Raw genomic sequence first — 12905 nt, 5'->3', positions numbered from 1 at the left:
ACTGCTCCTGGTGTTCCTGGATAAAGGCGTACCTCAATCGGACAGCTTTGCGAAGTACGCCGCGGCTTTTTTAAGATATCCCGCTCTTCGGTCGCGCGTTTGAGTTCCTTTTGTAAGCGGCGGATCTCGGCCTGGGCCTCGCTCAGTTCAGCATGCTCACGAGAGTCAGGGCCAAATTTTTTGATCCAGGTGTACAGACTATGGGTTGTAACATCCAGTCGTTTGGCCACGTCGGCCACGGAATGACCGCGATCGGTCACTTGCTTGACGGCTTCGATTTTGAACTCGTCGGGGTAGCGTTTTGCGCTCATTGAAACACCTCTCTTTGCGTTAGTTTATCTAACTGTGAGGTGTCTAGAAAACCGGTGGCGATTCAGATCAACAAGGCGGCTTGCTAGCCTCCTAGTTGTATGGAGATGGTATCCGCCCTTATTGCTGGTCTCTTCGTGGTGTAGACAAGGGACAGCCGCAGATTATGGCTCTCCCGGCAAGAGTCCCTTGCCGCAGGCTGGCTTGATGCCGGGCGGCGGGGGCGATAAGGTCATCCGTTATCGTCCATTGCCCGCGTTCGAGTCAGTCAGGAGTCAGTATGAGTGAGTACGTTCCCCCCAAGGTCTGGCAGGCGCCCGCCCATTCCGGCGGTCAGTTTGCCAACATCAACCGGCCGGTCTCCGGCGCCACCCATGACCAGGAGCTGCCGCTGGGGCAGCATCCGTTGCAGCTTTACTCCCTGGGCACCCCCAATGGCATCAAGGTCACCATCATGCTCGAGGAGCTGCTGGCTCTGGGGCATGCCGGGGCTGAGTACGATGCCTGGCTCATTCGCATCGGTGAGGGGGAGCAGTTTGGCAGCGGCTTCGTGGCGGTGAACCCCAACTCCAAGATACCGGCGCTGCTGGATCGCAGCGGCCCGGCGCCGGTGCGGGTGTTCGAGTCCGGCGCCATACTGCTCTATCTGGCGGAGAAGTTCGGCGCCCTGCTAGCTCAGGATCCGGCCGGTCGCACCGAGACCCTCAACTGGCTGTTCTGGCAGATGGGCTCGGCCCCCTTCGTGGGTGGCGGCTTCGGCCACTTCTATCAGTACGCCCCGCTGAAGCTGGAGTACCCCATCAACCGCTACGCCATGGAGACCAAGCGCCAGCTGCATCTGCTGGACAGCCTGCTGGCCACCCGGCCCTATGTGGCGGGTGAGGCCTACAGCATCGCCGACATCGCCATCTGGCCCTGGTATGGCGCCCTGGTGCTGGGGGATCTCTACCAGGCGGCCGAGTTCTTGTCGGTACAGGAATACCCACATCTGTTGCGCTGGGCACAGACGGTGGCGGCCCGGCCGGCGGTGCAACGGGGGCGGCGGGTCAACCGCTTAGGGGGGCCGGAGAAGGGCGAGGTGGCCGAACGGCACGCCGCCGCGGATCTCGACTAGCCGGCTTGCTGTTCCCGGCACAGCTGCAGCCAGGCCTCGGCGGCGCGGGAGAGGTAGCGCTGGCCATGCCAGATGACTCCCAGCCGCCACAGCAGCGGCGGGGTCAGGGGCTGGCAGCGCAGCTCCTGCAGATCCAGCTGGCGGCAGATGGGTTCGGGTAAGAAGGCCACCCCCATGCCGCTGCGCACCATGGCGGCGAGAAAGTCCCACTGACTGGAGCGGGCCGCCACCGTGGGTTCAAAGCCGCAGGCCTGGCAACCCTGCTCCAGCCGCTCGCTGAGGGTGAAGGCGTGGGTGTAGAGCAAGAAGGGGATCTGCTGCAGATCGCTTAAGGCGAGGGGGCCCGCCGGGATCTCGGCCTGGCCGGGCAATACCGCCAGCACCGGGTGCTCCGCCAGGGCCAGGCTCTGAAGCACCTCGCCGGAGCGGGTCGGCAGCATGGTCAGGGCCACATCCAGCTCACCGTCGCTCACCGCCTGTTCCAGATGGCGGCCGCCGTACTCCACTATGCTGATCTCCACCTCCGGATAGCGCTGGCGATAGCGGCGGATGAGCGGCGCGTAGATCTGGCCCACCATGGGCGGGATCCCCAGCCGCAGCCGGCCGCGGCGCAGACGCTGCAGATCCGTCAGCTCGCTCTGCAGCTGGGCCAGCTCCGCCAGTATGCTCTGGGCCCGGGCCAGCAGCAGCTGGCCCGCCTCGGTGAGCTGGAAGCTGTGGCCCTGGCGATCCAGCAGGGGTTCGCCTATCTCCTCCTCCAGGCTGCGCACCATCTTGCTGATGGTGGGCTGGGTGACGCATAGCCGTTCCGAGGCGCGGGTGAAGCTTTGCTGGCGCACCAGCTCGACGAAATAGCGCAGGGCGCGAATGTCCATGGCGATAACCCATTCCTTATTGGCATAAAATTTATAATAAAAATTCATTTCAAGACTTATCTCGGTCTCCCTACACTGTGATCCACTTCACAAGGGGAGGCCCCATGGCCAGATTGCAACACCTGTGGCGCATCAGTGCGCAGATCGTCCTGCTGGCCGGGATCTGGCTGTTGGCAGATTGGGCAGTGCGCAGCTGGTCCCTGCCGCTGCCGGCCAATGTCACCGGCATGCTGGCGCTGTTGGCCCTGCTGCTGCTGGGCTGGGTGCGGGTGGAGTGGTTCAGTGCCGGCGCCGGCTGGCTGCTGGCGGAGATGCTGCTGTTCTTCGTGCCGGCGGTGGTGGCCGTGGTCAATTACGGTCGCCTGCTGCTGGATGAGGGCTGGCGTATCGCCCTGGTGTTGCTGTTGAGCACCGCCCTGGTGATGGCGGCCACCAGCCTGGTGGTGGACAGACTCTACCGGCTGGAACTCTGGCTGGCCCGACGGAGCCGCCGCCATGTTTGAGTGGGGCCGGGGTATGCTGTTCTTCCTGTTGACCGTGGTCTTCTACTACCTGAGCAAGGCCCTGTACCGCCGTTTCCCCTTGTTACCCCTGACCCCCTTGCTGCTGACACCGGCCCTGCTGGTGGCCGTGGTGCTGCTCAGCCATGTCAGCTATGCCGACTACATGGTGGAGTCCCGCTGGCTGCTCTGGCTGCTGGGGCCTGCCACCGTCGCCTTTGCCGTGCCCGTCTACCAGCATCGCCAGCTCATCCGGCGCCACTGGCTCTCCCTCACCCTGGGGGTGGCCACCTCTGTGCTGGTGGCGGTGAGCAGCACCGTCTGGCTTGCCCGCTGGCTCAATCTGTCGGATCTGTTGCAGCGCAGCCTGGCCATGCGCTCCATCACCACCCCCTTTGCGGTGGAGGCGACGCGGGCGGTAGCCGGCCAGGTGGATCTCACCGCCCTGTTCGTGGTACTCACCGGGCTGATCGGCATGGCTATCGGCGAGGGGCTCTTGACCTGCATGATGATCCGCAGCCGTCTGGGGCGTGGTGCCGCCATGGGGGCCTCCGCCCACGGTGCCGGCACGGCCCGGGCCTACCAGATGGGGCCCACCGAGGGCGTCATCTCCAGCCTGGTGATGCTGATCGCCGGGGTGATGACGGTGCTGCTGGCCCCCTGGCTGGGGCGTCTATTCTGGTAGTCTCCATGCCATCTTTCTGAAATTTATCTGAGTAATGATTAAGTTATGTAAGCAACCTCCCTGGGCGACGCCTGGATATCGGCTATGCTGATGCCCAACTGAGTCGTCAATCTGAAGGACATCCTTTGATCTCGCGTGCCCGTGCGTTTGTCTGGCTGGGACCGGCCTTGGCCTGCCTGTTGGTGCTCTGGTTGCTGTTGTGTCGGCTCTATGTGTTGCCTGTGATGCCGGTGGATGAGACCCGCTATCTGTCGGTGACCTGGGAGATGTGGCAGAGCGGCCAGTGGTGGCTGCCCCTCATCAATGGCGAGCCCTATGCCCACAAGCCACCGCTGCTGTCCTGGCTGGTGGCGCTGGCCTGGCAGCTGTTTGGCGTCTCGGATCGGGTCTCCTTGATGGTGGTGCCGCTGGTGGGGCTGGGCAACTTCTGGTTGCTCAGCGCCCTAGTGCGACGCCTGGCCCCCAGCCAGCTGCGCACCGCCTGGCGTGCCCCCCTCTTGCTGGCCAGCCTGCTGATCTGGCAGCTCTATTGCGCCATCACCTTCTTCGATCAGTTGATGAGTCTGGGGGTGCTGGCCAGCCTCTATGCCCTGTTGCGTCACCAGGCCGGTGATGGACGGCGCTGGTTCTGGCTGGCCGGGCTGGCCATGGGCTGGAGCCTGCTGGCCAAGGGACCCGTGCTGCTGGTCTATCTGTTACCCCTGGTGCTGGGGGCCAAATTCTGGCTGCCCAGTCACTGGTCACGGGAGGGCTGGTTCAAGACGGCTGGGCTGGCATTGCTGGTGGGCATAGTGGTGATCCTGTGCTGGGCGCTGCCTGCCGCCTGGTTCGGTGGTGCCGCTTATGCCAAACAGATCTTCTGGTCGCAATCGGCAGGTCGGATGGCCGACTCCTTTGCCCATGCCAGGCCCTTTTACTGGTACCTGTTGCTACTGCCACCCATGCTGCTGCCCTGGCCCCTGGTGTGGCGCTGGCGCCGGCCTGACGGCACCGATCCCCTGCTGCGTCTGGCGTTGTGGGGCTTGCTGCCGCAGTTGCTGGTGTTCAGCCTGATCAGCGGCAAGCAACCCCATTATCTGTTGCCCTGCATGCCGTTTGCCGCCCTGGCACTCGCTCGCCTGTTGCCCAGGCAACTCACCCGCACCTGGGGGGTGATGGTCTTGCTGGGTCTGTTGGCCCTGGCCTGTGCCTCCCTGCCCGAGCTGGCCGGCCGGTTATTTGTCGCGGCGCAGGTGGCGCCTGCCTGGCGGGCCCTGGCACTGTTGCCCCTGGCCCTATTGGTATGGCTGTGGCGACGGCCTGGCTTGACTCCCGTGGTGTTGCTGTTTCCCCTCTGTCTGGGGGCCATGCTGTTGCCGCTCCAAGCGGGGTTTCAACGTTATTACGATCTGACGCCCATGGCTCGGGTGGTGGTGGCGGCGCAGCAGGCCGGTCGACCGGTGGCCCACCTGGGCAAGTACCATGATCAGTTCCGCTATCTGGGGCGGGGCGAGCACCCCCTGACCGTACTGGAGCAGCCTCAGGTGGCCGCCTGGTTTGCCGACCATCCTGACGGCCTGCTGGTACTGGATCGGCATCAGCCCCCGGCCGACTGGCTGACGGCGGCGCGTTTTCACCAGCCCTATCGCACCCGTGAGCTGCTGTTGCTGGATCGGGCCGGCTGGCAACAGCTGTCGCCCTGATGCCAGGATTGTCCGGCGACTCACTTGGGGCGCATAATGGCCATCTGACCGGGGTGCATTACGAGGCATAAAGCATGGGAGATTGGCGACACGCGGGCTGGTTGTTGTGTTGGTGGGCGGGAGCGGTGTGGTCCTGTGCCGATGTAGGCTGTTCGCCGCCCTTGAGTCTGCAGCTGGATGAGGGGCAATGCGGCCTCACCGGCCTGCCGTTTCTCTCCGCCGACAACGATACCCGGGTCAACCTGGCGTTGCTGGCCGAGGCGGATGGCCATTTTTTGCTGCCCAGCGCGCTGCCCGTGCCCTTTTCCCTGGATCAACTCAATCCCGAGGTGGAGACGGTAGCGCCCACCGAACGGTTGACCGCGCTGGCGCAGTCCCTGGGGGTGACGCCGGCGGCCGTGAGTGAGGCCGATACCCGCAGCCAGGGCTGGCTGGCCGGGCGTTGCAGTCTCAATCGCCTGACCACCACAGAACCCTTTTTGACGGCGCTGCAGCAAGACGGCGCCTTGTCGGCGGCTGACCGGCTGTCACTGGCTCAGGCACGGCTGGCCATGGTGGGCCTGTGTCAGGCCGACACCCTGCCTGGCCTGCAAGATCTACCCAGCGAAGGGGCGGCGGCGCCTTATGCCGATTACCTGCGAGGCGCGCGGGCCTTCTACCTGGCGGATTTTGACGAGGCGGATCGCCGGTTTGCCACCCTGGCTGCCCAGCCGGCCGGCTGGTTGGCGCAGACGGCCCGCTATCTGCTGGCGCGGGTAGCCATCAACCGGGCCCAGGTCAGCGCGGCGGACGAGTATGGTTTCTATGATCTCAGTCGGGTAGACAAGGCCGCCCTGCAGCAGGCCGGCGAGCGGCTGGATGCCTACCTGGCCGAGTATCCCCAGGGGCTGTACGCCGACTCGGCCCGCGGCCTCTACCGGCGGGTGGCCTGGCTGATGGGGGACGATGGGGCCCTGACCCAGCAGTATCTGAGCCGACTGCAGCAGTCGCCGGTGCCCTTCAGCCTGTTTGACGAGATCGACAACAAGCTGCTGGCCGCGCCGGACAAGCCCATGGCGGCGCCCCCCTTTATCCTGGTGCAGGATCTGCGGCTGATGCGGGCCATCTCAGAATGGGAGACCCGTTGGCAACCTCTGCACAGCGAGCAGCTGGCCACCCAGCAGGCCGAGTTTGCCGCCGCCGGCTGGCAAGCCTACTGGGACTACCTGCAGTTGGCCCAACGTTACTATGTGCAAAAGGATCTGGCCGGGGTGCTGAGCCTCACGGCGCAGACGCCAGCCGATCTGCCTGCGGTGCTGCAGTTTAGTCGTCAGGTGCTGCGCGGCATGGCGCTGATGGGGCTGGGTCGCTGGCCGGAGGCCGAACAGCACTGGCGCCAGCTGCGCCAGGGGCGCGTCTCCGAGGCCCAGGGCAAGCTGCTGGATCTGGCGTTGGCCATGACACTGGAGCGGGCCGACCAGCTCGACAACCTGTTTGCCGCCGACAGTGGTCTCACGGATCCCCGGCTACGGGAGCCCCTGTTGCGCTTTAGCGCTGCGGCCCCCCTGCTGCGCCAGCTGGCGCAAAACAAGCAGCTGCCCCGTGAGCAGCGCAATACCGCCCTGTTCACCCTGCTCTACAAGGATCTCACCCGGGGGCACTACGCCGACTTCTTGCAGGACAAGCTGCTGATGGGCCCGGCACTGGGGCAGGAGCCGTTCACCTTCACCGCCTTTGGCAAGCTGCCCCGGCCGGATGGCTATGCCTGCCCGGCACTGGATGAAACGGTGGCCAGCCTGGCCAAGGCGGCCAACCCCAGGGCGCTCAATTGCCTGGGGGATCTGGTGTTGCAGCAGGGCTGGGATGACAGCCCCTTGGGGGACAAGCCAGACCAGGGCGAGCTGGGGGGCGCGCCGGATCGCTTCGCCGGCCAGGTTCAGGGCCGCCTGAGCTGGTACCGCCAGGTGATCGCCGATACCCAGGCGCCGGCCGAGGATCGCAGCTATGCCCTGTATCGCGCCATCAACTGCTTCGCCAGCAGTGGCTATAACCACTGTGGCAGTGAAGAGATAGCCAAGGCCGAACGCAAGGCCTGGTTCCAGACCCTCAAGGGCACCTATGGCAAGACCCCTTGGGCGGCCAAACAGAAATATTACTGGTGAGGTGGCTAGTCTGGGCGGTGGCGCTCTGGTGGGCGCTGCCGTCGGTGGCCGGTACGGTAGCGGCGGCGCAGTACCAGGCCTTCTGGCTGTGGGCCGGGGTGCGGCCCCAACCGGTGCTGGGCCAGGCGCAGACCCTCTACCTGCTGCAGGGCGAGGTGCGGCGGGACGGTGAGCTGGTGGCCCTGGGCCCTCCGGTTGCCCGCTTGAGGTTTCCCCGGCTCTGGCTCAGCTATCGGGTGCAAACCCTGGCCTGGTCGGAGGCTGTGCTACGGGATCTGCTACGGCAGCGGGAGGCCTGGCTGGCGGCGGGCAATCCGGTGATCGGCCTGCAGATCGACTTCGATGCCGCCACCGCCAACCTGGCTCAGTACGCCACCTTCTTGCGCCGGCTGCGAGCCAGCCTGCCGACCGACTGTAAACTGAGCGTCACTGGTCTGCTGGACTGGAGTGCCAATGGCGAGGTGGCGGTGCTCAACGGCCTGGCGGGCACAGTGGATGAGCTGGTGGTGCAGACCTACCGCGGCCGGCAGACCGTCACCCGCTATCACGCCTATCTGCCGGCCTTGTTGCGCTTGACGCTGCCGTTCAAGCTGGGTCTGGTGCAAGGGGGGGAGTGGGAGCCGGCCTGGCAGCGGCGCCTGGCTGAACTGCCCAACTATGGGGGTGAGGTGGTGTTCTTGCTGAACCCGTCGTCGGCCTGATCCGCCTGGCGGATCTGCTGCCGTATCCACTCCAGGGCCGCTGTCTCGTTGGCCAGCACGGCGCAGTGCAGGCCGGCCTGGCGGTAGATGCCCTCCCAGAAGTGGGTCTGCAGGGCGCGGGCGGTGGGCTGGCGCAGCTCGATGGCGGTGCAGCAGCGTCCCAAGGGTACCTGGGCCCGGGTGGCGGTGATCAGCCGCTCCGCCGCGTCCTGGGTCATCATGGCATCCCCCAGCACGATCAGATGAACCCCCCAGTGGCGGCTGGTCAGCTGCCCTATGGCCTGCTTCACCTCCCGCTGATACGCCAGCACCAATTCCTCATTGGTGCTCTCCGCCACACAGATGCGCAAGAAGTCCCCATGACACTCGATGGAATAGAAACCGTGCTGCAGCTGATTGGGGGCTGGGATCATGTCGCCTCACTCCGCTTGGCCTCATCAGGTTTAGCCTAGTGGATCGTCGCTCTGTTTGCCGTGGGCGAAAAAAATGTCCACCGGCTGTCAGGTTTGTTCTGCTGGGCCGACCAATGGGGGTCGAGACGGTCTCGACCGGCGTGAAATACGCCATCTTCACCTCTACAAGGAAAGACAGCATGAACAAAGTCACCGGTGTCGCCTTGGCAGCTGCTGCTGCCGCCCTGTTTGGTTCCATCACCCCCAGCGTCCAGGCCAACGAGGCCCCCCAGGTCAAGTGTATGGGGATCAACGCCTGCAAGGGGCAATCCAAGTGCCAGACGGCACAGAATGCCTGTGCCGGCCAGAATGCCTGCAAGGGTCACGGCTGGTTGCTGGTCCCCAGCGCCCAGGCCTGTGTCGATCAGGGCGGCAGCGTCCTGGAGTAACCCCGTCTATGCCGGCGGGGTTCGCCCCGCCCCATTGGGAGCACAGCATGACCACTGTCATTGAGGGTTTCGGGCTGGGGCTCAGACCCGAGCATTATGAGGATTTTCTCGCCGCCCCCCAGCCGGTGGAGTGGCTGGAGATACTGTCGGATAACTATCTGGTGCCCGGTGGTCGGCCGCTCTATTACCTGGATCGCATCGCCGAGCGTTACCCCCTGGTGATGCACGGGGTGGCCATGAATCTGGGGGGAGTCGATGAGCTGGATCTGGATTATCTCCACCAGATCAAGGCATTGGCCGAACGAACCCGGGCGGCTTGGGTATCGGATCACCTGTGCTGGACCGGTATGAATGGCCGCTATCTGCACGATCTGCTGCCGCTGCCCTACAGCGAGGAGGCGGTGACCCATGTAGCCGGTCGCATCCGTCAGGCCCAACAGGTGCTGGAGCGGCGCCTGGTGATTGAGAACGTCTCCAGTTATCTGGCGGCCCAGGCGCCCATGACAGAGTGGGCGTTTCTGGTGGCGGTGGCCGAGGCCGCCGATTGCGATCTGCTGGTGGACATCAACAACATCTATGTGTCGGGCCGCAACCATGGTTTCGACCCCTGGGAGTACCTGCAGGCCCTGCCGCCTGAGCGGGTGCGCCAGTTCCATCTGGCCGGCCACCAGGATCTGGGGGATCTGTGTATCGACACCCATGATGCCCCCGTCTGTGAGGCGGTGTGGCAGCTGTATGCCCGGGCGCGGGCCCAGTTTGGCGCCGTGCCCACCCTGCTGGAGCGGGATGATGCCATCCCGCCCCTGGCCAGTCTGCTGGACGAGCTGGCGCGTGCTCGCGCCCTGGCCGAGGAGCCCTGCCATGCGGCTGCATGAGTGGCAGGCCGGCCTGCAACAGAACATCCTCAGCGGCCAGACGGTCTGCGATCTGCCGCTGCGTGAGGGTGCCGTCTCGGCCGCGCGGCAGCTGGCGGTCTATCAAGCGGCTTACCGGTTGCGGCTGGTGGAGGCCCTGGCCAGCAACTATCCGGCCCTCTATGCCTTGCTGGGCCAGGCGCAGTTTGAGCAGCTGGGGTTCGACTATCTGGTGGCGCACCCCTCCGCCGCCCCCTCCATCCGCTGGTTTGGTGGTCGGCTGGCCGACTGGCTGACCCGGCAGTCCCCCTATGCCCAGCTGCCGGTGCTGGCGGAGCTGGCCCGCTTTGAGTGGGCACTGCGGGGCGCGCTGGATGCGGCGGATGCCCCCGTGCTGCCGGTGGCGGCCCTGGCCGGCCTGGCGCCGGAGGACTGGGCCGTCTGCCGCTTGCGATTGCAGCCCTCCGCCTGCGCCATGCACCTCCACTGGAATGTGCCCGCCCTTTGGCAGGCCCTGCTGGCGGAGCAGGTGCCACCGGAGCCGGTGGCCCAGGCGGGAGACTGGCTCATCTGGCGGCGGCCCGACGGCATGGTGGTCTGGCGTAGTCTGGCGACGGACGAGGCCTGGGCGTTGGCCAGCCTGGCGGCGGGGTCCACCTTGGCATCTGTGTGTGAGGGGCTGACCGACTGGCAGTCGGCGGAGCAGGTGCCGTTGCGTCTGGTGAGCCTGTTGCAGGGCTGGTTGGCGGAGGGGCTGCTGAGGGCCGATTAGGGCAGGGGTTGGCCGCGGGCCGTCTGGTACAGCCGGTACCACTCCTCGCGGCTCAAGCTGATCTCCTGGGCCTGGCTGACGGCCCGCAGCCGATCCGCCTGGCGACAGTCCACCACCGGCTGTATGCCCGCCGGGTGACGCAGCAGCCAGGCCAACACCAGGGACTCCGGCAGGCAGTGATGGTCGGCGGCCAACGCCTTGAGCAGGCGGCAGATGGGCGCCGTGTGGGGCAGAGCGCCCGGCCCGCCGCTGAAGCGGCCCTGGGCCAGGCTGTCGGCGGCCTGCAGCTGAATGCCATGGCGCTGGCAGTAGATCAGGGTTTCCTGACCGGCCCCGTGACCGGGCAGCTCCGCCTCCAGCCAGCGGCGCTGACCCAGGCTCATCTCCTGTTGCAGCACCACGGGGGGCTCCGGCAGCAGCTGTTGCACCCAGGCCAGCTGGGCGACCGACACATTAACGGCCCCCAACAGCCGCACCTTGCCGGCCTGCCGTAGCCGGTACCAGGCCTCCAGCAACTCTTCCGGCTCCATCAGGGGATCGGGTCTGTGCAGCAGCAGGATATCCAGGTAGTCGGTGTGCAGCCGCTCCAGGCTGAGCTCCACGCTCTGGATCAGGTGGCGGGCGCTGAGATCGTATTGGCGGCAATGGTCGGCCTCTTCCGGTACCAGGCCGCACTTGGTCTGCAGGATAAATTGTTGGCGCAGGGTGGGTTGGCGGCGAAACAGCTCCCCCAGCACCTGCTGGCTCTTGCCGTGATGGTCGCTGTCGGCCTGATCCAGCTGGCGCAGACCGCAGGCGAGCGCCGCCTCCAGCAGCACCTCGGCCTGCTGCACCGCCCGGCGCAGCAGGGGGGTCTGTTCTCCGTCGGCGCCCAGCCCCCGGCAGCTCAGGATGAGCCGGCTGGCGGTGGGCAGACGCTGTTGGAGGGGAAAGGTCATGGGCACTTCCGGAGCTGGGTGTCCCGTCAAGACTAGACCCAGTGTCGGTGCCCCCGCCAGTCAGTCAGGCTCCCCCGAGGGGGGAGCCTGAGTGGCCTCAGTGCTTGGTCAGATCCACCAGGGGCTTGTCCACCAGCTTGAGGGGCTGCTTGCCCTGGATGCGGGCCACCTCGGCCAGGGCCTGACGGGTATCCTCGGCGCTGCGCAGCAGGGTGTAACTCAGATCGAACGATTTGGTCTCTCCCGGCTGTATGGTGGGCACCAGGCCCAGGGGCCGCTGGTACTTGGTGTTGTAGGCGTAGCTGGTACCCGGCTCTATGCCGGTGACATAGCCCTGCTGCTTAGTGTCTGTGTTCTTCCACAGAGTCAGCACCGGCAGTTGCTTGACGTTGTAGCCCACTGCCACCCCCAGGTTGCCGGCCTGATTGTGCAGCACCGCCAGGCTGTGGCCCTGGGCATCACCGATGGGCTTGAGGTTGAACACCATCTCGTCATAGTCCTTGGTGGGGGCCAGGTAGGTCTGCCAGCCCTTGAGTCCGGCCTTGGCATAGTCGTTGAACGGCGAGATCTCGCTGGCGGCGGCGGTCACCTTGGCACCGGCCTCCAGGATCGGCGTGCCGAAGTTGCTGTGGTAGATGATCTGGTACTCGTCGGCGTAGTCCGCCTGGTTGGTCAGCTGGTCGTGCAGCTCGAAGGTGCGGCTGCCGGGGGTGACGCTCAGCTCGGTCAGGGTGGTGAGATTGGTCTTCTTGAAGGTGTGTTCCGCCACCAGGCCCTGCACATGAATGGTGTGGGGTGCGGCATCATCGATGATCACCTTCACCGTGCTGGCGGGGGTGTTCTGGACGCGGCCATGCAGGCTCAGCAGTTGGCCGTTGTCATCCACCCCGGGGTGACCGGTCCATTCGTAGCCGCAGCGCACCATCATCTCGTTGAAACCGTCCAGCCAGCCCAGGCCGTTACGGCTTTCCAGATCGATGAAGGCCGGGTTGACTATCTCCTTGACCGGCGAATCCCAGCCCAGGCGCAGCTCGCCGCTCTTCACCTGATAGATGCCCATGCCGCGGGTGGGCACCAGGGTGATCTCCATGACGCCGTTGTTCACCACCAGCACGTCCACCCCTTCCTGCTTGCCGCCATGCAGGCGACGCTTCTCCAGCGTGAAGGGGGCATCTGTCTTCAGCCCCAGGCTGTCACTGCTGACCTGCCAGTTGCCCACGTCCTGGCCACTGGTGGCATCGGTGAGGACGAATTCCACCGCCTGGGTGGAGACAGAGGTTAATGCCAACAGTACGGCAGCGGCGATAGGTTTGATCATCTTGGTGCTCCTTTCATCGGTGTTTTGTTTGGCTGAATCGTTACAGCTTTCGATGAAAACGCTATCGGATGGTGGGCGTGGGGAGCAAGGAGACCGACTTGCTTATGTGAGTCAGCCGGAACAAAAAGCCGCCAATCGGCGGCTGAAATTTGTGCTGGATCCCAGCCCCGAGTGG

At 65.4% G+C, this 12905-nt stretch carries 13 protein-coding genes and 1 pseudogene; 9 read left to right on the top strand and 5 right to left on the bottom strand.

Annotated features, from left to right (window positions below):
- Nucleotides 1-311 (bottom strand): annotated as a pseudogene (locus ABD847_RS13355) (transposase); the annotation flags it as partial.
- A gap of 278 nt (nucleotides 312-589) precedes the next feature.
- Between ABD847_RS13355 and yghU the strand changes: the two are divergent.
- The gene (gene yghU, locus ABD847_RS13350) at nucleotides 590-1423 is read left to right on the top strand and encodes a glutathione-dependent disulfide-bond oxidoreductase (protein ID WP_345013842.1); all 834 of its coding nucleotides are present in this window, start codon (nucleotides 590-592) and stop codon (nucleotides 1421-1423) included.
- On the opposite strand, the gene ABD847_RS13345 is transcribed toward yghU, so the two are convergent.
- Nucleotides 1420-2298, bottom strand: coding sequence for a LysR family transcriptional regulator (locus ABD847_RS13345; RefSeq protein ID WP_345013840.1), 879 nt, complete (start codon nucleotides 2296-2298; stop codon nucleotides 1420-1422). The genes yghU and ABD847_RS13345 overlap by 4 nt on opposite strands.
- 104 nt (nucleotides 2299-2402) lie before the next feature.
- On the opposite strand from ABD847_RS13345, the gene ABD847_RS13340 reads away from it, so the two are divergent.
- The 5 genes from ABD847_RS13340 (at nucleotide 2403) to ABD847_RS13320 (ending at nucleotide 8007) form a co-directional block, all read left to right on the top strand.
- A complete protein-coding gene (locus tag ABD847_RS13340; protein WP_345013838.1) occupies nucleotides 2403-2801 on the top strand; it encodes a CidA/LrgA family protein in 399 nt (132 codons plus the stop codon).
- Nucleotides 2794-3483, top strand: coding sequence for an LrgB family protein (locus ABD847_RS13335; RefSeq protein ID WP_345013836.1), 690 nt, complete (start codon nucleotides 2794-2796; stop codon nucleotides 3481-3483). The genes ABD847_RS13340 and ABD847_RS13335 overlap by 8 nt, the downstream gene beginning before the upstream one ends.
- A gap of 125 nt (nucleotides 3484-3608) precedes the next feature.
- Complete coding sequence (locus ABD847_RS13330) at nucleotides 3609-5165, top strand: ArnT family glycosyltransferase (RefSeq protein WP_345013834.1); 1557 nt, start codon at nucleotides 3609-3611, stop codon at nucleotides 5163-5165.
- Between the two features lie 161 nt (nucleotides 5166-5326).
- Entirely contained in the window at nucleotides 5327-7306 is a 1980-nt protein-coding gene (locus tag ABD847_RS13325; RefSeq protein WP_345013832.1) for a PA5441 family protein, read from the top strand.
- On the top strand, nucleotides 7303-8007 hold the full coding sequence (locus ABD847_RS13320) for a DUF3142 domain-containing protein (protein ID WP_345013830.1): 705 nt from the start codon (nucleotides 7303-7305) through the stop codon (nucleotides 8005-8007). Before ABD847_RS13325 ends, ABD847_RS13320 begins: the two co-directional genes overlap by 4 nt.
- On the opposite strand, the gene ABD847_RS13315 is transcribed toward ABD847_RS13320, so the two are convergent.
- Entirely contained in the window at nucleotides 7962-8420 is a 459-nt protein-coding gene (locus ABD847_RS13315) for a hypothetical protein (RefSeq protein ID WP_345013828.1), read from the bottom strand. The genes ABD847_RS13320 and ABD847_RS13315 overlap by 46 nt on opposite strands.
- 179 nt (nucleotides 8421-8599) lie before the next feature.
- On the opposite strand from ABD847_RS13315, the gene bufA2 reads away from it, so the two are divergent.
- Genes bufA2 through ABD847_RS13300 form a run of 3 tightly spaced genes read left to right on the top strand, consistent with a single transcriptional unit; the run spans nucleotide 8600 to nucleotide 10474 of the window.
- The gene (bufA2, locus tag ABD847_RS13310) at nucleotides 8600-8848 is read left to right on the top strand and encodes a BufA2 family periplasmic bufferin-type metallophore (protein ID WP_345013826.1); all 249 of its coding nucleotides are present in this window, start codon (nucleotides 8600-8602) and stop codon (nucleotides 8846-8848) included.
- 47 nt (nucleotides 8849-8895) lie between these two features.
- Complete coding sequence (bufB, locus tag ABD847_RS13305) at nucleotides 8896-9723, top strand: MNIO family bufferin maturase (RefSeq protein ID WP_345013824.1); 828 nt, start codon at nucleotides 8896-8898, stop codon at nucleotides 9721-9723.
- Complete coding sequence (locus ABD847_RS13300) at nucleotides 9710-10474, top strand: HvfC/BufC N-terminal domain-containing protein (RefSeq protein WP_345013822.1); 765 nt, start codon at nucleotides 9710-9712, stop codon at nucleotides 10472-10474. The genes bufB and ABD847_RS13300 overlap by 14 nt, the downstream gene beginning before the upstream one ends.
- Here ABD847_RS13300 and ABD847_RS13295 read toward each other — a convergent pair.
- Together ABD847_RS13295 and ABD847_RS13290 are read right to left on the bottom strand one after the other, a co-directional pair.
- Nucleotides 10471-11412, bottom strand: coding sequence for an aldo/keto reductase (locus ABD847_RS13295; RefSeq protein ID WP_345013820.1), 942 nt, complete (start codon nucleotides 11410-11412; stop codon nucleotides 10471-10473). The genes ABD847_RS13300 and ABD847_RS13295 overlap by 4 nt on opposite strands.
- 97 nt (nucleotides 11413-11509) lie before the next feature.
- Entirely contained in the window at nucleotides 11510-12730 is a 1221-nt protein-coding gene (locus ABD847_RS13290; protein ID WP_345013818.1) for an aldose 1-epimerase family protein, read from the bottom strand.
- Between the last annotated feature and the right edge of the window lie 175 nt (nucleotides 12731-12905).

This window comes from Pseudaeromonas paramecii, from assembly GCF_039540575.1.
Classification (GTDB): Bacteria; Pseudomonadota; Gammaproteobacteria; order Enterobacterales; family Aeromonadaceae; genus Pseudaeromonas; species Pseudaeromonas paramecii.
This window is presented reverse-complemented; position numbering and strand designations above follow the sequence as displayed.

What these genes read in the sequence shown, in the direction of transcription:
- yghU (WP_345013842.1), top strand. Translation starts at nt 590, where the DNA reads ATGAGTGAGTACGTTCCCCCCAAGGTCTGGCAGGCGCCCGCCCATTCC.
- ABD847_RS13345 (WP_345013840.1), bottom strand. Translation starts at nt 2,298, where the DNA reads ATGGACATTCGCGCCCTGCGCTATTTCGTCGAGCTGGTGCGCCAGCAA.
- ABD847_RS13340 (WP_345013838.1), top strand. Translation starts at nt 2,403, where the DNA reads ATGGCCAGATTGCAACACCTGTGGCGCATCAGTGCGCAGATCGTCCTG.
- ABD847_RS13335 (WP_345013836.1), top strand. Translation starts at nt 2,794, where the DNA reads ATGTTTGAGTGGGGCCGGGGTATGCTGTTCTTCCTGTTGACCGTGGTC.
- ABD847_RS13315 (WP_345013828.1), bottom strand. Translation starts at nt 8,420, where the DNA reads ATGATCCCAGCCCCCAATCAGCTGCAGCACGGTTTCTATTCCATCGAG.
- bufA2 (WP_345013826.1), top strand. Translation starts at nt 8,600, where the DNA reads ATGAACAAAGTCACCGGTGTCGCCTTGGCAGCTGCTGCTGCCGCCCTG.
- bufB (WP_345013824.1), top strand. Translation starts at nt 8,896, where the DNA reads ATGACCACTGTCATTGAGGGTTTCGGGCTGGGGCTCAGACCCGAGCAT.
- ABD847_RS13300 (WP_345013822.1), top strand. Translation starts at nt 9,710, where the DNA reads ATGCGGCTGCATGAGTGGCAGGCCGGCCTGCAACAGAACATCCTCAGC.
- ABD847_RS13295 (WP_345013820.1), bottom strand. Translation starts at nt 11,412, where the DNA reads ATGACCTTTCCCCTCCAACAGCGTCTGCCCACCGCCAGCCGGCTCATC.
- ABD847_RS13290 (WP_345013818.1), bottom strand. Translation starts at nt 12,730, where the DNA reads ATGATCAAACCTATCGCCGCTGCCGTACTGTTGGCATTAACCTCTGTC.